The sequence below is a fragment of the Kosakonia sacchari SP1 genome (assembly GCF_000300455.3).
Lineage (GTDB): Bacteria > Pseudomonadota > Gammaproteobacteria > Enterobacterales > Enterobacteriaceae > Kosakonia > Kosakonia sacchari.
The window spans coordinates 4595080-4615700 of the sequence record NZ_CP007215.2 but is presented as its reverse complement, the minus strand read 5'-3'; the positions used below and the strand labels follow the sequence as shown (position 1 = coordinate 4615700).

Sequence of the window (20621 nt, the reverse complement as noted above, 5' to 3'; positions counted from 1 at the left end):
GAACTCAAGCCGGTCGCGCGACGCTGCTTTCGTCGTTGGCGCTCTCTTTGAGGTTGTTATCAAAGGCCAGCACGATTAACTTGTCTTCAAGGGTAAAACGGGCAGCCAGCGCTTCGCCAATATCGGAGAGCGCTTGCTGGAACTCCAGACAGTTATCGTCATCAATGGCGTTTTCCAGGCTGGAGTCGTAATAGTTCATGATTTCTACAGTATTCGCTTCAAGCATTGGGTAAAGCTGCGTCGCCGCTAAAAGTGGGCTGCTCCCTTCCAATTCGCTGATGATGCGTTCATAAATATTGAAGTGGCCAGCGGAAAGGTATTCCACCAGGTTGTGGCAAAAGTCGTCCAGCGCTTTTTCGTTAAGCTGCATGTATGATCCTTTACCAGGCTTAATGCCAACCAGATTGTAATAAGAAACAAGCAGTTGCTTACGCGCTTGCAGCCAATGGTCGACAAGTTTGTTACTTCCTCCAACGCGCTCTGTCAGGCTTTCTAACTGGTTTAGCATAAATGGCTCCGCAAATATGTAAGATCAAAACGATGTAATAATAATGTTAATAACATGCCAGTAAAGCGAAGGTAGTTCACCAAATGGTACGTATTATTGAAGCACACGATCAGGGCTGGTGGATCGTCAGCCATGAACAAAAATTATGGATGCCCGGCGGGGAATTACCACACGGCAAGGCAGGAAATTTCGATCTTGTGGGGCAGAGCGCGCTTCACATTGGCGAGTGGCAGGGTGAAGCGGTATGGATGATCCGCCAGAATCGTCGCCAGGACATGGGATCTGTACGTCTGCTCATCGATCAAGACGTGGGACTGTTTCAACTGGCGGGCCGCGGCGTGCAACTGGCGGAGTTTTATCGTTCACACCAGTTTTGCGGTTACTGCGGGCACACCATGCACCCCAGTAAAACCGAATGGGCAATGCTGTGTGATCACTGTCGCGAGCGCTATTACCCGCAAATCGCCCCTTGCATCATTGTCGCCATCCGCCGTGATGACAGCATTTTGCTGGCGCAGCACACGCGCCATCGTAATGGCATTTACACGGTGCTTGCCGGATTCGTCGAAGTGGGCGAAACCCTTGAACAAGCGGTGGCGCGAGAAGTAATGGAAGAGAGCGGCATCAAAGTGAAGAATTTGCGCTATGTCACTTCGCAACCGTGGCCGTTCCCGCAATCGCTGATGACTGCGTTTATGGCGGAATATGACAGCGGCGAAATCCACATTGATCCAAAGGAGCTGCTGGATGCGGGATGGTATCGCTATGACAATTTGCCGCTGTTACCGCCTCCGGGTACGGTGGCGCGCCGCCTCATCGAGGATACGGTGGCGATGTGTCGGGCAGACGACGAATAAGGTGTATATACTGGCGGCCTGACGCTTGAGGAACTGACAATGACCGAACTGAAAAACGATCGTTACCTGCGCGCGCTCCAGCGCCAGCCAGTAGATATGACCCCGGTGTGGATGATGCGCCAGGCAGGCCGCTATTTACCGGAATATAAAGCGACCCGCGCGCAAGCAGGCGATTTTATGTCGCTGTGCAAAAACGCCGAACTGGCCTGCGAAGTGACGCTACAGCCGCTGCGCCGCTACCCGCTTGATGCGGCGATCCTTTTCTCCGACATCCTTACCGTGCCGGATGCGATGGGGCTGGGGCTTTATTTCGAAGCCGGTGAAGGGCCGCGTTTTACCTCGCCCATCACCTGTAAGGCCGATGTTGATAAGCTGCCGGTGCCAGACCCGGAAAACGAACTGGGCTACGTGATGAACGCCGTGCGCACCATTCGCCGTGAGCTGAAAGGGGAAGTGCCGCTGATCGGCTTTTCCGGCAGCCCGTGGACGCTGGCAACCTATATGGTGGAAGGTGGCAGCAGCAAAGCGTTTACCCTGATTAAAAAAATGATGTACGCCGAGCCGCACACGCTGCATGCGCTGCTGGATAAGCTGGCGCAGAGCGTCACGCTGTACCTCAACGCGCAGATCCGCGCGGGCGCACAATCCGTAATGATTTTCGATACCTGGGGTGGCGTGCTGACCGGGCGCGATTATCAGCAATTCTCGCTCTACTACATGCATAAAATTGTCGATGGTCTGCTGCGTGAAAACGAAGGCCGCCGCGTGCCAGTGACGTTATTCACCAAAGGCGGCGGGCAGTGGCTGGAAGCGATGGCAGAAACAGGTTGTGATGCGCTGGGCCTCGACTGGACAACCGATATTACCGATGCACGCCGTCGCGTTGGTCATAAAGTTGCGCTGCAAGGCAATATGGACCCGTCTATGCTTTACGCGCCGCCTGCGCGCATTGAAGAAGAGGTCGCGACGATTCTCGCGGGCTTCGGCAAAGGCGAAGGCCATGTGTTTAACCTCGGTCACGGCATTCATCAGGATGTCCCGCCGGAACATGCAGGAGTATTTGTCGAGGCGGTGCATCGCCTGTCGGCCTCCTGGCATCAGTAAGGAGAGAGTATGGATCTCGCGTCACTACGCGCACAACAACTTGAACTGGCTTCTTCGGTGATCCGTGAGGATCGTCTGGATAAGGATCCGCCCACATTGATCGGCGGGGCCGATGTCGGTTTTGAGCAGGGTGGAGAAGTGACGCGAGCGGCAATGGTGCTGCTCTCCTGGCCTTCGCTGGAGCTGGTTGAGTATCAGGTGGCGCGTATCGCCACCACTATGCCTTATATCCCCGGTTTCCTCTCGTTTCGTGAATACCCGGCGCTGCTGGCGGCGTGGGAACAGCTGTCGCAAAAACCCGATTTGCTGTTTGTCGATGGCCACGGGATTTCCCATCCGCGCCGTCTCGGCGTTGCCAGCCATTTTGGCTTGCTGGTCGATGTGCCGACTATCGGCGTGGCGAAAAAGCGGCTGTGCGGCAAGTTCGAGCCGCTGGCGGACGAGCCAGGTGCGCTCTCGCCGTTGATGGATAAAGGCGAAAAGCTCGCCTGGGTGTGGCGCAGCAAGGCGCGCTGCAATCCATTGTTTGTCACTACCGGGCATCGTGTCAGCCAGGATAGCGCGCTTGCGTGGGTGCAGCGCTGCATGAAAGGCTACCGATTACCGGAACCGACGCGCTGGGCAGACGCTGTGGCATCCGGTCGGCCTGCGTTTACGCGTTGGCAGGCAATTAAGCGCGATATCAGGTAAACTGCCGCGCATTACCGATTTTGAGAAACGATCATGTTACAAAACCCAATTCACCTGCGTCTGGAAAAGCTGGAAAGCTGGCAGCACGTCGTCTTTATGGCTTGCCTGTGCGAGCGTATGTACCCCAATTACGCCATGTTCTGCCAGCAGACAGAGTTTGGCGACCCGCAGCTTTACCGCCGGATCCTTGACCTGGTGTGGGAAACGCAGATCGTCAAAGACGCGAAAGTGAACTTCGACAGCCAGCTGGAGAAACTGGAAGAGGCGATTCCGGTGGCGGACGACTACGATCTGTACGGTGTCTACCCGGCTATTGATGCCTGCGTGGCACTCAGTGAACTGATTCATTCGCGCCTGAGCGGTGAAACGTTGGAGCATGCTATCGAGGTCAGTAAAACGTCGATCACTACCGTTGCGATGCTGGAAATGACCCAGCAAGGTCGCGAAATGACCGACGAAGAGCTGCGAGAAAACCCGGCTGTTGAGCAAGAATGGGATATTCAGTGGGAGATTTTCCGCCTTCTGGCAGCCTGCGAAGAACGCGATATTGAGCTGATTAAAGGGCTGCGCGCAGACCTGCGCGAGGTCGGCGAGAGCAATATCGGTATAAATTTGCAGCAATGAGACAATAAAACGTGATTTAACGCCTGTTTTGTCGTGCCTGAAGGCTTCCCTTAATACCCCCGTCTGGTCTACATTTGGGGGGCGAAAATAAGTGGCTATCGGTGCGTGTATGCAGGAGAGTGCTTTTGAGGCATTTCCGTCGCACTCGATGCTTAGCAAGCGATAAACACATTGAAAGGATAACTTATGAACAAGACTCAACTGATTGATGTAATTGCAGACAAGGCTGATCTGTCTAAAGCGCAAGCGAAAGCTGCACTGGAATCCACCCTGGCTGCCGTTACTGAGTCTCTGAAAGCAGGTGATGCGGTACAACTGGTTGGTTTCGGTACCTTCAAAGTGAACCACCGCGCTGAGCGTACTGGCCGCAACCCGCAGACCGGTAAAGAAATCAAAATCGCCGCAGCTAACGTACCGGCATTTGTTTCTGGTAAAGCACTGAAAGACGCAGTTAAGTAAGACCGCGTGGCAGTGAACAGTTTTGTCGAAGGGGCGGTTTCGCCCCTTTTGTCATTCTGGCGTCGCCCGCTGTTGTTAGCGGGCGCAGCGCTGTTGCTGACAGCCTGTAGCCATGACTCCTCCTTACCGCCTTTTACCGCCAGCGGGTTTGCCGGCGATCAGGGCGCAGTGCGGATCTGGCGTAAAGATTCAGACGGTGAGACGCATTTGCTCGCCGCATTTAGCCCGTGGCACCACGGGAATACATCGCTTAGCGAATACCGCTGGCAGGGCGATACGTTAACTCTCATTGAACTCAATGTTTACGGTAAACCGCCGGAGCATATTCGCGTCCGTTTTGACGATCGCGGCGAGCTGAGCTTTATGCAGCGTGAGGTCGACGGGCAGAAACAGCAGCTTTCCAGCGATCAGGTCGCCCTGTATCGCTACCGGGCAGAGCAGATCCGCCAGACCAGTGACGCGTTGCGTCAGGGGCGGGTGATCCTGCGTCAGGGGCGCTGGCAGGCCAACCATACGGTACAGACCTGCGAAGGACAGACCGTGAAGCCCGATCTGGATGATTACGCCTTAAACCGTATTGAGCAGCGCCAGAACCGCTCTGCGGTTGCGGTAAGCGTCGCATGGCTGGAAGCGCCGGAAGGCGCGCAGCTATTGCTGGTGGCGAATGCGGATTTCTGCCGCTGGCAGCCGACGGAAAAGAATTTCTGAAAACCCTCTCCCCGCTGGAGAGAGGGTGAAAGGGCGAGAGTTACTTGCCTTGCTCGCGCGCAATTGCGCGGTAACCAATATCCCGGCGGCTGAAGCTGCCATCCCAGTGAATATCGGTCATTAAGGCATACGCGCGCTGCTGCGCTTCGGCGACGGTGTTACCCAGTGCGGTAACGCACAGCACGCGCCCGCCGTTGGTCAGCACCTGGTCGTCGGCAGAGAGTTTGGTGCCTGCGTGGAACACTTTACCGTCTGCTACTTCTTCCAGCGGTAAACCGTGGATCACATCGCCATTGCGGTAGTTGCCCGGATAACCACCTGCTGCAACCACAACGCCCAGCGATGCGCGGTTATCCCACTCTGAGGTTTTCTCATCCAGCTTGCCTTCACACGCGGCCAGGCACAGCTCCACCAGGTCAGACTGCATGCGCAGCATAATTGGCTGGGTTTCCGGGTCGCCAAATCGGCAGTTGAACTCGATAACTTTCGGGTTGCCCTGCTTGTCGATCATCAGCCCGGCATACAGGAAACCGGTGTAGGTATTCCCTTCCGCCGCCATACCGCGCACGGTTGGCCATATGACGCGTTCCATGGTGCGCTGATGCACTTCATCCGTCACCACAGGCGCAGGCGAGTAAGCGCCCATACCGCCGGTATTCGGGCCGGTATCGCCATCACCGACGCGTTTGTGATCCTGGCTGGTGGCCATTGGCAGCACGTGTTCCCCATCAACCATCACGATAAAGCTGGCTTCTTCACCATCGAGAAACTCTTCAATCACAATGCGGTGGCCCGCGTCGCCAAAAGCATTACCTGCCAGCATATCGTGAACCGCTGCTTCGGCTTCTTCGAGCGTCATGGCGACGATCACGCCTTTGCCCGCCGCCAGACCATCGGCCTTGATCACGATAGGCGCACCTTTCTCACGCAGGTAAGCCAGCGCAGGTTCGATGTCGGTAAAATTCTGGTACTCGGCGGTCGGGATATTGTGGCGCGCGAGGAAGTCTTTGGTGAATGCTTTGGAGCCTTCCAGTTGTGCGGCGCCCTGTGTGGGGCCAAAAATCTTCAGGCCAGCCGCGCGAAATGCGTCGACCACGCCGATCACCAGCGGTGCTTCCGGGCCAACGATAGTCAGATCGATCTTCTCATTCTGCGCAAAACTCAGCAGCGCCGGGATGTCGGTTGCGCCAATCGCGACGTTTTGCAGCGTCGGTTCCAGTGCCGTACCGGCGTTACCCGGTGCGACAAAAACGGTATCAACCAGCGGCGACTGTGCGGCTTTCCATGCCAGCGCGTGTTCGCGTCCGCCGTTGCCAATTACTAATACTTTCATTGTCTGCTCCGTGGATTAATGGCGGAAGTGACGCATGTCGGTGAAGATCATCGCAATGCCGTGTTCGTCGGCGGCGGCAATGACTTCGTCATCGCGGATGGAACCGCCAGGCTGAATAACGCAGGTCACGCCAACAGCGGCGGCGGCATCAATACCATCGCGGAACGGGAAGAAGGCGTCGGAAGCCATGGCTGAACCTTTTACTTCCAGCCCCTCGTCACCCGCTTTTATCCCGGCGATCTTCGCGGAGTAGACGCGGCTCATCTGACCTGCGCCGATGCCGATGGTCATGTTCTCTTTCGCGTAGACAATGGCGTTGGATTTGACGAATTTCGCCACTTTCCAGCAGAACAGCGCATCACGCAGCTCCTGCTCGGTCGGCTGGCGTTTGCTGACAACGCGCAGTTCACTTGCGCTTACCATGCCGAGATCTCTGTCCTGGACCAGCAGACCGCCGTTGACGCGTTTAAAATCAAGGCCTGGAACACGCTGCGTCCACTCGCCGCAGACCAGTACGCGGACATTCTGCTTAGCGGCGGTAATTTTCAGCGCTTCTTCACTCGCGGACGGCGCGATAATCACTTCGACAAACTGGCGAGAGATGATGGCCTGCGCAGTTTCAGCGTCCAGTTCACGGTTAAAAGCGAGGATGCCGCCGAATGCGGAGGTCGGATCGGTTTTATAAGCGCGATCGTAAGCCTCCAGAATTGAACCGCTAACCGCGACACCACAAGGGTTGGCGTGCTTCACAATCACACACGCAGGTTCACTGAACTCTTTCACGCACTCCAGCGCCGCATCGGTGTCGGCAATATTGTTATAGGAGAGCGCTTTGCCTTGCAGCTGTTGCGCGGTGGCAACGGAGGCTTCTTTGATCTCTTCTTCTATATAGAAGGCGGCTTGCTGGTGGCTGTTCTCGCCGTAGCGCATATCCTGCTTCTTAATGAAGTTCAGATTCAGGGTACGCGGGAAGCGACCGGCGGGGTCTTTGCTTTCGCCGTGGTAGGCCGGAACCAGGCTGCCGAAGTAGTTGGCAATCATGCTGTCGTACGCCGCGGTGTGTTCAAACGCTTTAATCGCCAGATCGAAACGGGTGGCAAGCAGAAGTGAACCTTCATTGGCATCCATTTCATTAATAATTGCGGTGTAGTCGCTGCTCTTTACAACGATAGCCACATCTTTATGGTTCTTCGCGGCGGAGCGAACCATGGTTGGACCGCCGATATCAATATTCTCTACCGCATCTTCCAGTGAGCAACCTTCTCGTGCGACGGTCTCGGCGAACGGATAAAGGTTAACGACAACCATATCGATCGGCGCAATCGCGTGTTGCGCCATGATCGCATCATCCTGCCCGCGACGACCCAGAATGCCGCCGTGGACTTTCGGATGCAGGGTTTTCACGCGTCCATCCATCATTTCCGGAAAACCGGTGTAGTCGGAAACTTCAGTCACTGGCAGACCTTTTTCCGCCAGCAGACGCGCGGTGCCGCCGGTAGAGAGCAGTTCTACGCCACGCTGAGAGAGCGCCTGTGCGAATTCGACAATACCGGCCTTGTCAGAAACACTGAGCAAAGCGCGGCGGACTGGACGACGTTGTTGCATGGTAAATCCCCTGGATTTGTCTTTAACAGAGAGCGTTAGCTAAATATTAGGATCTTTATTGATCCTAAAACTTAGCTAATGCCCCAGCGAGGGCTCATGTTTTTTGCGCGGGCATTGTAACGAAAACGTTTGCGTAGCGCTCGCGAATTTTTGTACTTTTGCCGGATTGTGGATAAGTCTGTGCGTAAATGGGTATAAAAGCGGGTTTTGCTGTGGAATGCAGCAGTCAGTCATTTTTATGTCATTTTTCTATTGCGGGGGGCGGAGAACTCCCTATAATGCGCCTCCATCGACACGGCGGATGTGAATCACTTCACACAAACAGCCGGTTCGGTTGAAGAGAAAAAATCCTGAAAATCAGGGTTGACTCTGAAAGAGGAAAGCGTAATATACGCCACCTCGCGGCAGAGCGCTAAAGCGCGTCGCACCTGCTCTTTAACAATTTATCAGACAATCTGTGTGGGCACTCAGGGTGACTGGATTCTTGACGTCCTCGGACGAAAAATGAATACCAAGTCTCAACGAGTGAACACGTAATTCATTACGAAGTTCTTTTCTTTAGAAATAAAGAAACATTGAGCATCAAACTTTTAAATTGAAGAGTTTGATCATGGCTCAGATTGAACGCTGGCGGCAGGCCTAACACATGCAAGTCGAACGGTAGCACAGAGAGCTTGCTCTCGGGTGACGAGTGGCGGACGGGTGAGTAATGTCTGGGAAACTGCCTGATGGAGGGGGATAACTACTGGAAACGGTAGCTAATACCGCATAACGTCGCAAGACCAAAGAGGGGGACCTTCGGGCCTCTTGCCATCAGATGTGCCCAGATGGGATTAGCTAGTAGGTGGGGTAACGGCTCACCTAGGCGACGATCCCTAGCTGGTCTGAGAGGATGACCAGCCACACTGGAACTGAGACACGGTCCAGACTCCTACGGGAGGCAGCAGTGGGGAATATTGCACAATGGGCGCAAGCCTGATGCAGCCATGCCGCGTGTATGAAGAAGGCCTTCGGGTTGTAAAGTACTTTCAGCGGGGAGGAAGGGAGTAAGGTTAATAACCTTATTCATTGACGTTACCCGCAGAAGAAGCACCGGCTAACTCCGTGCCAGCAGCCGCGGTAATACGGAGGGTGCAAGCGTTAATCGGAATTACTGGGCGTAAAGCGCACGCAGGCGGTCTGTCAAGTCGGATGTGAAATCCCCGGGCTCAACCTGGGAACTGCATCCGAAACTGGCAGGCTTGAGTCTCGTAGAGGGAGGTAGAATTCCAGGTGTAGCGGTGAAATGCGTAGAGATCTGGAGGAATACCGGTGGCGAAGGCGGCCTCCTGGACGAAGACTGACGCTCAGGTGCGAAAGCGTGGGGAGCAAACAGGATTAGATACCCTGGTAGTCCACGCCGTAAACGATGTCTATTTGGAGGTTGTGCCCTTGAGGCGTGGCTTCCGGAGCTAACGCGTTAAATAGACCGCCTGGGGAGTACGGCCGCAAGGTTAAAACTCAAATGAATTGACGGGGGCCCGCACAAGCGGTGGAGCATGTGGTTTAATTCGATGCAACGCGAAGAACCTTACCTGGTCTTGACATCCACAGAACTTAGCAGAGATGCTTTGGTGCCTTCGGGAACTGTGAGACAGGTGCTGCATGGCTGTCGTCAGCTCGTGTTGTGAAATGTTGGGTTAAGTCCCGCAACGAGCGCAACCCTTATCCTTTGTTGCCAGCGGTCCGGCCGGGAACTCAAAGGAGACTGCCAGTGATAAACTGGAGGAAGGTGGGGATGACGTCAAGTCATCATGGCCCTTACGACCAGGGCTACACACGTGCTACAATGGCGCATACAAAGAGAAGCGACCTCGCGAGAGCAAGCGGACCTCATAAAGTGCGTCGTAGTCCGGATTGGAGTCTGCAACTCGACTCCATGAAGTCGGAATCGCTAGTAATCGTGGATCAGAATGCCACGGTGAATACGTTCCCGGGCCTTGTACACACCGCCCGTCACACCATGGGAGTGGGTTGCAAAAGAAGTAGGTAGCTTAACCTTCGGGAGGGCGCTTACCACTTTGTGATTCATGACTGGGGTGAAGTCGTAACAAGGTAACCGTAGGGGAACCTGCGGTTGGATCACCTCCTTACCTTAAAGAACCTGCCTCTGCAGTGTCCACACAGATTGTCTGATGAAAAGTAAATAGCAAGGCGTTTACGCGTCGGGAGTGAGGCTTAATAAATAAAGCCGCTCGCTTTCTGTTAATGAAAGCTCACCCTACACGAAAATATCACGCAGCGCGTGATATGCAATTTTCGTGTCCCCTTCGTCTAGAGGCCCAGGACACCGCCCTTTCACGGCGGTAACAGGGGTTCGAATCCCCTAGGGGACGCCACTTGCGCGGTAATGTGTGAAAGGCGTTGCCAGCCGTATCTCAAAACTGACTTGCGAGTCACGTTTGAGATATTTGCTCTTTAAAAATCTGGATCAAGCTGAAAATTGAAACACTGAACAGTGTGAACTGTTCTGTGAGTCTCTCAAATTTTTACAGCGCGATGATGAATCGAAAGAAACATCTTCGGGTTGTGAGGTTAAGCGACTAAGCGTACACGGTGGATGCCCTGGCAGTCAGAGGCGATGAAGGACGTGCTAATCTGCGAAAAGCGCCGGTAAGGTGATATGAACCGTTATAGCCGGCGATGTCCGAATGGGGAAACCCAGTGTGACTCGTCACACTATCATTAACTGAATCCATAGGTTAATGAGGCGAACCGGGGGAACTGAAACATCTAAGTACCCCGAGGAAAAGAAATCAACCGAGATTCCCCCAGTAGCGGCGAGCGAACGGGGAGGAGCCCAGAGTCTGAATCAGCTTGTGTGTTAGTGGAAGCGTCTGGAAAGTCGCGCGATACAGGGTGACAGCCCCGTACACAAAAGCACACAGGCTGTGAGCTCGATGAGTAGGGCGGGACACGTGGTATCCTGTCTGAATATGGGGGGACCATCCTCCAAGGCTAAATACTCCTGACTGACCGATAGTGAACCAGTACCGTGAGGGAAAGGCGAAAAGAACCCCGGCGAGGGGAGTGAAAAAGAACCTGAAACCGTGTACGTACAAGCAGTGGGAGCCTCTTGATGGGGTGACTGCGTACCTTTTGTATAATGGGTCAGCGACTTATATTCTGTAGCAAGGTTAACCGAATAGGGGAGCCGAAGGGAAACCGAGTCTTAACTGGGCGTTAAGTTGCAGGGTATAGACCCGAAACCCGGTGATCTAGCCATGGGCAGGTTGAAGGTTGGGTAACACTAACTGGAGGACCGAACCGACTAATGTTGAAAAATTAGCGGATGACCTGTGGCTGGGGGTGAAAGGCCAATCAAACCGGGAGATAGCTGGTTCTCCCCGAAAGCTATTTAGGTAGCGCCTCGTGAATTCATCTCCGGGGGTAGAGCACTGTTTCGGCTAGGGGGCCATCCCGGCTTACCAACCCGATGCAAACTACGAATACCGGAGAATGTTATCACGGGAGACACACGGCGGGTGCTAACGTCCGTCGTGAAGAGGGAAACAACCCAGACCGCCAGCTAAGGTCCCAAAGTCATGGTTAAGTGGGAAACGATGTGGGAAGGCCCAGACAGCCAGGATGTTGGCTTAGAAGCAGCCATCATTTAAAGAAAGCGTAATAGCTCACTGGTCGAGTCGGCCTGCGCGGAAGATGTAACGGGGCTAAACCATGCACCGAAGCTGCGGCAGCGACACTATGTGTTGTTGGGTAGGGGAGCGTTCTGTAAGCCTGCGAAGGTGGCCTGTGAGGGTTGCTGGAGGTATCAGAAGTGCGAATGCTGACATAAGTAACGATAAAGCGGGTGAAAAGCCCGCTCGCCGGAAGACCAAGGGTTCCTGTCCAACGTTAATCGGGGCAGGGTGAGTCGACCCCTAAGGCGAGGCCGAAAGGCGTAGTCGATGGGAAACAGGTTAATATTCCTGTACTTGGTGTTACTGCGAAGGGGGGACGGAGAAGGCTATGTTAGCCGGGCGACGGTTGTCCCGGTTTAAGCGTGAAGGTGTGTGCTCCAGGCAAATCCGGAGTGCTTTAACACTGAGGCGTGATGACGAGGCACTACGGTGCTGAAGTAACAAATGCCCTGCTTCCAGGAAAAGCCTCTAAGCTCCAGGTAACACGAAATCGTACCCCAAACCGACACAGGTGGTCAGGTAGAGAATACCAAGGCGCTTGAGAGAACTCGGGTGAAGGAACTAGGCAAAATGGTGCCGTAACTTCGGGAGAAGGCACGCTGATATGTAGGTGAAGCGACTTGCTCGTGGAGCTGAAATCAGTCGAAGATACCAGCTGGCTGCAACTGTTTATTAAAAACACAGCACTGTGCAAACACGAAAGTGGACGTATACGGTGTGACGCCTGCCCGGTGCCGGAAGGTTAATTGATGGGGTCATCCGTAAGGAGAAGCTCTTGATCGAAGCCCCGGTAAACGGCGGCCGTAACTATAACGGTCCTAAGGTAGCGAAATTCCTTGTCGGGTAAGTTCCGACCTGCACGAATGGCGTAATGATGGCCAGGCTGTCTCCACCCGAGACTCAGTGAAATTGAACTCGCTGTGAAGATGCAGTGTACCCGCGGCAAGACGGAAAGACCCCGTGAACCTTTACTATAGCTTGACACTGAACACTGGTCCTTGATGTGTAGGATAGGTGGGAGGCTTTGAAGCGTGGACGCCAGTCTGCGTGGAGCCATCCTTGAAATACCACCCTTTAATGGCTGGTGTTCTAACGTGGACCCGTAATCCGGGTTGCGGACAGTGTCTGGTGGGTAGTTTGACTGGGGCGGTCTCCTCCTAAAGCGTAACGGAGGAGCACGAAGGTCAGCTAATCCTGGTCGGACATCAGGAGGTTAGTGCAATGGCATAAGCTGGCTTGACTGCGAGCGTGACGGCGCGAGCAGGTGCGAAAGCAGGTCATAGTGATCCGGTGGTTCTGAATGGAAGGGCCATCGCTCAACGGATAAAAGGTACTCCGGGGATAACAGGCTGATACCGCCCAAGAGTTCATATCGACGGCGGTGTTTGGCACCTCGATGTCGGCTCATCACATCCTGGGGCTGAAGTAGGTCCCAAGGGTATGGCTGTTCGCCATTTAAAGTGGTACGCGAGCTGGGTTTAGAACGTCGTGAGACAGTTCGGTCCCTATCTGCCGTGGGCGCTGGAGAATTGAGGGGGGCTGCTCCTAGTACGAGAGGACCGGAGTGGACGCATCACTGGTGTTCGGGTTGTCATGCCAATGGCACTGCCCGGTAGCTAAATGCGGAAGAGATAAGTGCTGAAAGCATCTAAGCACGAAACTTGCCCCGAGATGAGTTCTCCCTGAGACTTTAAGTCTCCTGAAGGAACGTTGAAGACGACGACGTTGATAGGCCGGGTGTGTAAGCGCAGCGATGCGTTGAGCTAACCGGTACTAATGAACCGTGAGGCTTAACCTTACAACGCCGAAGATGTTTTGGCGGTGAGAGACATGAAATCAGCTTGATGACAGATTACATCAGAACGTAAAAGCGGTCTGATAAACAGAATTTGCCTGGCGGCAACAGCGCGGTGGTCCCACCTGACCCCATGCCGAACTCAGAAGTGAAACGCCGTAGCGCCGATGGTAGTGTGGGGTCTCCCCATGCGAGAGTAGGGAACTGCCAGGCATCAAACCAGTGAAGAGGCCATCCTGACGGATGGCCTTTTTGCGTTTTTATGCACTGAAACTCCTGCTTGCGAAGTAGGTTGCTGGTATTCAGCAGTCACTCTGTGAGTGACGGAAAAATCAGCCTGCCTGCCGGACCCGCTCCCGCTCAAAAATCCTCATGCGGAACAGACAGTGAGAACCCTTGGCGGTACGTCACCCCTGTCGGATTTTGCGCTCGCCCCGCACACACCACAGTATTCCCCATCCTGCCTGCTGGAACCCTGCAGACGTCAGCCTGCTGGTTGCTCAAAGCCCACTGCTGGTCGGAGATAACACCACCGTGCGGAAGCTGGTTTCCCACGCACATCCTGTAAGGTTCCGTCCTGTATGCCTCATTCCTCCCTTATGTCCGCACTTTTTTGCTATTGTTTCAGCTCCATTTATCGCTAAAGGACATCTCCATGATCGTTCTGTATGCCCAGCTTTATAAAAATCGCATGGTTGTGCGTAACCTCCAGACTCAGCAGCAGGTATCGGGTAGCCAAACCTTCAGCAACCAGCGAATACTCATCGCAGACTTCTTCCCGGCGGAAAAGCTATTACAAGATTTGATTCTGCAAGTTGCACCGCGCGCATTCTGGCACGCACTTCCTGGAATGGGGCGTTTAGCGATCCTCGCGCATGCGCTGGAAATGAATGAAGGCGGCTTATCACCCGTCGAAGAGCGCGCCATTCTTGAAATGACTTTTGGCGCTTCGCAAGGCCGATGCCGTTACCCGCAGGTGGTTGCCAGTCAGACACCGTTTAGCGATCAACACGTACTGGCAGCACTGAGCCAATCGAAAATGCCCCTCTCTCAGCGCGATAACAAACCGAAAATCATTAGCTAATATCAATGCTACACAGGCCGCGACGTGAAACTTTCTCACCTTTCACTTGCGGACTCGACATTTTGCCGATTCCTGGGTATCTTTGGCTGTCTGGATGTCTAAACGTTTAAACGTATGCAGTGAGGGTATAAGATATGCCGATTCGGGTGCAGGACGAGCTGCCAGCCGTCAATTTCTTGCGTGATGAGAATGTCTTTGTGATGACAACATCGCGCGCAACAGTGCAGGAAATCCGCCCGCTGAAGGTGCTGATCCTCAATCTGATGCCAAAGAAGATTGAGACGGAAAACCAGTTCCTGCGCTTGCTGTCAAACTCACCGCTACAAGTTGATGTGCGCCTGCTACGTATCGACTCGCGTGAATCGCGCAACACACCGGCTGAACACCTCAACACCTTTTACTGTAACTTCGATGAGATCCGTGATGAAAACTACGATGGCCTGATCGTCACCGGTGCGCCATTAGGCTTAGTTGAATTTAACGACGTGGCCTACTGGCCGCAAATCGAGCAGGTTCTGGAGTGGGCAAAAGATCATGTCACCTCAACCCTGTTTGTCTGTTGGGCGGTACAAGCCGCGCTAAACATCCTTTATGGCATCCCCAAACAGACCCGCACCGAAAAACTCTCTGGCGTATACGAACACCATATCCTTCATCCTCACGCGTTGTTGACGCGTGGTTTTGATGATGTTTTTCTGGCGCCGCACTCGCGTTACGCTGATTTCCCGGCTGCATTGATCCGCGACTACACCGATTTAGAGATCCTCGCCCAAACGGAAGAGGGCGACGCCTACTTGTTCGCCAGCAAAGACAAACGTATCGCCTTTGTTACCGGCCATCCGGAATATGATGCTAACACACTGGCAAGTGAGTACTTTCGCGATGTGGATGCGGGGTTAAGTCCTGAGCTGCCACACAACTATTTTCCTCAGGATGATCCACAGAATAAACCGCGTGCATCCTGGCGCAGCCACGGCAATTTGCTGTTCATCAACTGGCTCAACTACTACGTCTACCAGATCACGCCATACGATCTGAGTCATATGAATCCCACGCTGGATTAAGCGTTTCAGCCCCTTATTACAGGCACCTTCGGGTGCCTTTTTTATTTGCGAAAACCACTTCTCAACGTAATTAAACTATAACCTCTTTTTTATCAAAGGCTTATTTTCATTTTATTTTAAAAATGGAAATTGTTTTTGATTTTAGAAAAATTATTAGCCAGGATTGATCCTGCTGAACGAAAACTGCACACCCGATCTTCGTTGGCATTGGGAAATGTCTTTGCTGCAAAAAAGAGGAATCGCACCATGACACAACAGGCAACAACAACCGATGAATTAGCCTTTACGCGACCGCACGGTGAACAAGAGAAGCAGATTCTCACTCCGGCAGCCGTGGAATTCCTGAGCGAGCTGGTCACCCGCTTTACGCCAAAGCGCAATCAACTGCTGGCCGCGCGTGTGCATCAGCAGCAACAGATCGATGCCGGTACGTTGCCTGATTTTATTTCGGAAACAGCTTCCATTCGTGAAAGTAACTGGACGATCCGGGGAATTCCCGACGATCTGCTGGACCGCCGCGTTGAGATCACCGGGCCGGTTGAGCGCAAAATGGTAATCAACGCGCTGAATGCCAACGTGAAGGTGTTCATGGCGGATTTTGAAGATTCGCTGGCTCCAAACTGGGACAAAGTGATCGACGGGCAGATCAACCTTCGCGATGCAGTCAACGGCACCATCAGCTACACCAATGAAGCGGGTAAAATCTACCAACTGAAGCCAAACCCGGCGGTGCTGGTTTGCCGTGTGCGTGGTTTACACCTGCCGGAAAAACACGTCACCTGGCGCGAAGAGGCTATTCCGGGCAGCCTCTTCGATTTCGCGCTCTACTTTTTCCATAACCACAAAAATCTGCTCGCCAAAGGCAGCGGCCCCTATTTCTACCTGCCGAAAACACAGTCATGGCAAGAAGCGGCATGGTGGAGCGAGGTTTTCAGCTTTACCGAGGATCGTTTCAATCTGCCGCGCGGCACCATCAAAGCCACGCTGCTGATTGAAACCTTACCTGCGGTATTCCAGATGGATGAGATCCTGCATGCGCTGCGCGACCACATTGTTGGCTTGAACTGCGGACGCTGGGATTACATCTTCAGCTACATCAAGACGATGAAAAACTATCCGGATCGCGTGCTGCCTGACCGCCAGGTGGTGACGATGGATAAACCGTTCCTCAGTGCTTATTCACGTCTGCTGATCAAAACTTGCCATCGTCGCGGCGCTTTCGCGATGGGCGGTATGGCGGCGTTTATCCCCAGCAAAGACACCGAGCGTAACAACTGGGTGCTGAACAAAGTGAAAGCCGATAAACAGCTCGAAGCGAATAACGGTCATGATGGCACCTGGATTGCGCATCCGGGGCTTGGTGACACGGTGATGGAGGTGTTTAACGCGGCGCTGGGCGAACACAAAAATCAACTCTTTGTCAGCCGTGAGGACGATGCGCCGATCACCGCAGAAGCTCTGCTGGCGCCTTGTGAAGGTGAGCGCACCGAAGAGGGCATGCGCGCCAATATCCGCGTTGCGGTGCAGTACATCGAAGCGTGGATCTCCGGCAATGGCTGCGTGCCGATTTACGGGCTGATGGAAGATGCCGCCACGGCGGAAATTTCCCGTACCTCAATCTGGCAATGGATCCATCACGAAAAAACGCTGAGCAACGGCAAGCCGGTCACTAAAGCGCTGTTCCGCCAGATGCTGGCTGAAGAGATGCTGGTTATTCAGGAAGAGTTGGGCGAGCACCGTTTCAGCAGCGGGCGTTTTAACGATGCCGCGCGCCTGATGGAGCAGATCACCACTTCTGATGAGTTGATCGACTTCTTGACGTTACCTGGCTACCGCCTGCTGGCGTAATCGCCCGGGCTATTTTGTTCGCCAATTTGGCTCCAGCCAGTGCGCAAAACCTCATGTTCTACAAGTGCGTTGCGGTTTTGCTCGCTGACAATGACCAAACTGACTTCACCAATAACGCCTGGCGAGCCAGGAGAAGAATATGGAGCATCTGTATATGAAAACCCGTACCCAACAAATCGAAGAATTACAAAAAGAGTGGACGCAGCCGCGCTGGGAAGGCATTCGCCGCCCTTATAGCGCGGAAGATGTGGTGAAGTTACGCGGCTCGGTCAACCCGGAATGCACGCTGGCGCAACTGGGCGCGGCGAAAATGTGGCGCTTGCTGCATGGCGAATCAAAAAAAGGATACATCAATAGTCTCGGTGCGCTGACCGGTGGGCAGGCGTTGCAGCAGGCGAAAGCGGGAATCGAAGCGGTGTATCTTTCCGGCTGGCAGGTAGCGGCGGATGCCAACCTCGCCGCCAGCATGTACCCGGACCAGTCGCTCTACCCGGCAAACTCCGTGCCGTCGGTGGTCGAGCGCATCAATAATACGTTCCGTCGCGCCGATCAAATTCAGTGGTCTTCCGGTATTGAGCCGGGTGACCCGCGCTTTGTCGACTATTTCCTGCCGATCGTCGCAGATGCCGAAGCCGGCTTTGGTGGCGTATTGAATGCCTTTGAGCTGATGAAATCGATGATTGAAGCCGGTGCGGCGGCAGTGCATTTCGAAGATCAACTCGCGTCGGTGAAAAAATGCGGCCATATGGGCGGCAAAGTGTTAGTACCAACGCAAGAAGCGGTGCAGAAACTGGTGGCGGCGCGTCTGGCAGCTGATGTGCTGGGCGTTCCGACACTGTTGGTGGCGCGCACCGATGCCGATGCCGCCGATCTGATTACCTCAGATTGCGACCCGTATGACAGCGCGTTTATCACTGGCGAACGTACCAGCGAAGGGTTCTACCGCACCCATGCGGGCATTGAACAGGCGATCAGCCGCGGTCTGGCTTACGCGCCGTATGCCGATCTGGTGTGGTGTGAAACCTCCACGCCAGACCTGAACCTGGCGCGCCGTTTCGCCGATGCGATCCACGCGAAATACCCGGGCAAACTGCTGGCGTACAACTGCTCGCCGTCGTTTAACTGGAAAAAGAACCTTGATGACAACACCATCTCCCGCTTCCAGCAGGAGCTGTCAGATATGGGGTACAAGTTCCAGTTCATCACCCTCGCGGGCATCCACAGCATGTGGTTCAACATGTTCGATTTAGCCCACGCGTACGCGCAAGGCGAAGGGATGAAGCACTATGTCGAGAAGGTGCAACAACCCGAGTTTGCCGCTGGCAAAGAGGGCTACACCTTCGTTTCTCACCAGCAGGAAGTGGGTACCGGTTACTTCGACAAAGTCACCACCATCATTCAGGGCGGCGCCTCGTCAGTAACGGCGTTGACGGGTTCAACGGAAGAAGCACAGTTCTAATCGTCAACCTGCCCGGTAGCGATTTGCCTACCGGGCTAATGCCTGGGGAATACGATGTCGCGTGGTCTGGAACTGCTGATTGCCCAAACCATCCTGCAAGGCTTTGATGCCCAGTATGGTCGTTTTCTGGAAGTAACGTCCGGCGCGCAACAGCGCTTTGAACAAGCCGACTGGCACGCCGTTCAGCAGGCGATGAAGCAGCGCATTCACCTTTATGATCACCATGTTGGCCTGGTCGTCGAGCAACTGCGTTGCATCACCGACAGCCAAAGCCCGGACGCCGCGTTTTTGCTGCGCGTCAAAGAGCACTACACGCAACTGCTGCCGGATTATCCCCGCTTTGAAATTGCCGAAAGCTTCTTTAATTCAGTCTATTGTCGGTTATTCGATCACCGTTCTCTCACGCCAGAACGGTTGTTTATCTTTAGCTCGCAGCCGGAACGCCGCTTTCGCACCATCCCGCGCCCGTTAGCTAAAGCGTTCTGGCCGGAACGCGGCTGGGAAGCGCTGCTGACCAAAGTGCTGTCAGATTTGCCGCTGCGTCTACCGTGGCAGGATAAAGCGCGCGATGTGAGTTATATCACCGCGCATTTGCAGGAGGCGTTTGGCAGCGAAACCCTTGCTCACTCTCACTTGCAGGTGGCGAACGAGTTGTTTTACCGCAACAAAGCCGCCTGGCTGGTTGGCAAGCTTATTACCCCGTCGGCTACGCTGCCGTTCTTGTTGCCGCTCCACCGCAGCGATGAGGGTGAGCTGTTTGTCGATACCTGTCTGACCACATCGGCGGAAGCCAGCATCGTGTTTGGTTTTGCCCGCTCCTATTTTATGGTTTACGCCCCGTTGCCCGCCGCGACAGTCGAGTGGCTGCGTGAGATCCTGCCCGGTAAAACCACCGCTGAACTGTATATGGCAATTGGTTGCCAGAAACATGGCAAAACGGAAAGCTACCGCGAATATTTAAATTACATCAACGCCAGCAATGAGCAGTTTATTGAAGCGCCAGGCATTCGCGGCATGGTGATGCTGGTGTTTACGCTGCCCGGTTTTGACCGGGTATTTAAGGTGATAAAAGATGTCTTTCCCCCGCAAAAAGAGATGAGCGCCGCGCACGTTCGTGCGTGCTATCAACTGGTTAAAGAGCATGACCGTGTGGGACGCATGGCCGACACACAAGAGTTTGAAAACTTTGTGCTGGAAAAACGGCAGATTGCCCCGGCGCTCATGGCGCTTTTGCTGGAACAAGCGCCAGGCAAAATCACCGATCTCGGTGATCGCATCGTCATCAGCCATCTCTATATTGAGCGGCGTATGGTGCCGCTCAATCTGTGGTTTGAGCAGGTTAAAGGTCAGCAATTGCGCGACGCGGTAGAGGAGTATGGCAACGCCATTCGCCAGCTGGCCGCCGCCAATATTTTCCCCGGCGACATGCTGTTCAAGAACTTCGGCGTCACCCGCCATGGGCGCGTGGTGTTCTACGATTACGACGAAATTTGTTATATGACCGAAGTGAATTTCCGCGACATTCCCGCGCCGCGCTACCCGGAAGATGAGCTGAGCGCCGAACCGTGGTACAGCGTGTCGCCAGGCGATGTTTTTCCACAGGAGTTTCGCCACTGGTTATGCGCCGACCCGGAAATCGGTCCGCTATTCGAAGAGATGCATGCCGATCTACTGCGTGCCGATTACTGGCGCGGATTGCAGGCGCGCATCCGCGAAGGGCATGTCGAAGATGTTTATGCCTACCGCAAACGCCAGCGTTTCAGCGTACGCTTTGGCGCAGGCGCGCTGCGGCAGGCGGGGTAA

General features: G+C 54.3%; 14 protein-coding genes, 1 tRNA gene and 3 rRNA genes. 15 read left to right on the top strand and 3 right to left on the bottom strand.

The window, feature by feature from the left end:
- Positions 1-4: 4 nt before the first annotated feature.
- On the bottom strand, positions 5-508 hold the full coding sequence (locus tag C813_RS44760; protein WP_017460015.1) for an Rsd/AlgQ family anti-sigma factor: 504 nt from the start codon (positions 506-508) through the stop codon (positions 5-7).
- Between the two features lie 83 nt (positions 509-591).
- Here C813_RS44760 and nudC point away from each other — a divergent pair, with 83 nt between their 5' ends.
- From nudC to C813_RS44730, 6 genes are all read left to right on the top strand, one after another.
- The gene (gene nudC / locus C813_RS44755) at positions 592-1365 is read left to right on the top strand and encodes an NAD(+) diphosphatase (protein WP_017460014.1); all 774 of its coding nucleotides are present in this window, start codon (positions 592-594) and stop codon (positions 1363-1365) included.
- A 39-nt stretch (positions 1366-1404) separates the two neighbouring features.
- A complete protein-coding gene (gene hemE / locus C813_RS44750) occupies positions 1405-2469 on the top strand; it encodes a uroporphyrinogen decarboxylase (protein ID WP_017460013.1) in 1065 nt (354 codons plus the stop codon).
- Positions 2470-2478: 9 nt separating this feature from the next.
- Positions 2479-3159, top strand: coding sequence for a deoxyribonuclease V (gene nfi / locus C813_RS44745; RefSeq protein WP_017460012.1), 681 nt, complete (start codon positions 2479-2481; stop codon positions 3157-3159).
- A gap of 33 nt (positions 3160-3192) precedes the next feature.
- Positions 3193-3783: a YjaG family protein gene (locus C813_RS44740; protein WP_017460011.1), complete on the top strand. Its 591-nt coding sequence runs from the start codon at positions 3193-3195 to the stop codon at positions 3781-3783.
- Positions 3784-3969: 186 nt separating this feature from the next.
- Complete coding sequence (gene hupA, locus C813_RS44735; RefSeq protein ID WP_017460010.1) at positions 3970-4242, top strand: nucleoid-associated protein HU-alpha; 273 nt, start codon at positions 3970-3972, stop codon at positions 4240-4242.
- 12 nt (positions 4243-4254) lie between these two features.
- Positions 4255-4950, top strand: a complete 696-nt coding sequence (locus tag C813_RS44730; protein WP_167579022.1) for a DUF1481 domain-containing protein — start codon at positions 4255-4257, stop codon at positions 4948-4950.
- Positions 4951-4990: 40 nt separating this feature from the next.
- Here the strand turns inward: C813_RS44730 and purD are convergent, their stop codons facing one another.
- Together purD and purH are read right to left on the bottom strand one after the other, a co-directional pair.
- On the bottom strand, positions 4991-6283 hold the full coding sequence (purD, locus tag C813_RS44725; RefSeq protein ID WP_017460008.1) for a phosphoribosylamine--glycine ligase: 1293 nt from the start codon (positions 6281-6283) through the stop codon (positions 4991-4993).
- A 15-nt stretch (positions 6284-6298) separates the two neighbouring features.
- On the bottom strand, positions 6299-7888 hold the full coding sequence (purH, locus tag C813_RS44720) for a bifunctional phosphoribosylaminoimidazolecarboxamide formyltransferase/IMP cyclohydrolase (RefSeq protein ID WP_017460007.1): 1590 nt from the start codon (positions 7886-7888) through the stop codon (positions 6299-6301).
- Positions 7889-8480: 592 nt separating this feature from the next.
- Between purH and C813_RS44710 the strand changes: the two genes are divergently transcribed.
- From C813_RS44710 to aceK, 9 genes are all read left to right on the top strand, one after another.
- Positions 8481-10020 (top strand): 16S ribosomal RNA (locus C813_RS44710).
- 170 nt (positions 10021-10190) lie between these two features.
- Positions 10191-10266, top strand: a tRNA-Glu gene (locus tag C813_RS44705).
- Positions 10267-10460: 194 nt separating this feature from the next.
- Positions 10461-13366, top strand: a 23S ribosomal RNA gene (locus C813_RS44700).
- A 94-nt stretch (positions 13367-13460) separates the two neighbouring features.
- Positions 13461-13576 (top strand): 5S ribosomal RNA (gene rrf, locus C813_RS44695).
- Together the 16S, 23S and 5S rRNA genes with 1 tRNA gene alongside form the textbook arrangement of a ribosomal RNA operon.
- Before the next feature lie 442 nt (positions 13577-14018).
- Entirely contained in the window at positions 14019-14447 is a 429-nt protein-coding gene (locus C813_RS44690) for a YjaA family stress response protein (RefSeq protein ID WP_017459398.1), read from the top strand.
- 134 nt (positions 14448-14581) lie between these two features.
- Positions 14582-15511, top strand: a complete 930-nt coding sequence (gene metA, locus C813_RS44685; protein WP_017459399.1) for a homoserine O-acetyltransferase MetA — start codon at positions 14582-14584, stop codon at positions 15509-15511.
- Positions 15512-15757: 246 nt separating this feature from the next.
- Positions 15758-17359 carry a malate synthase A gene (gene aceB, locus C813_RS44680; RefSeq protein WP_017459400.1) on the top strand — a complete coding sequence of 534 codons (1602 nt, stop codon included), beginning with the start codon at positions 15758-15760 and terminating at the stop codon, positions 17357-17359.
- Positions 17360-17513: 154 nt separating this feature from the next.
- Positions 17514-18818, top strand: coding sequence for an isocitrate lyase (aceA, locus tag C813_RS44675; RefSeq protein ID WP_025263767.1), 1305 nt, complete (start codon positions 17514-17516; stop codon positions 18816-18818).
- 54 nt (positions 18819-18872) lie between these two features.
- On the top strand, positions 18873-20621 hold the full coding sequence (gene aceK / locus C813_RS44670) for a bifunctional isocitrate dehydrogenase kinase/phosphatase (protein WP_017459402.1): 1749 nt from the start codon (positions 18873-18875) through the stop codon (positions 20619-20621).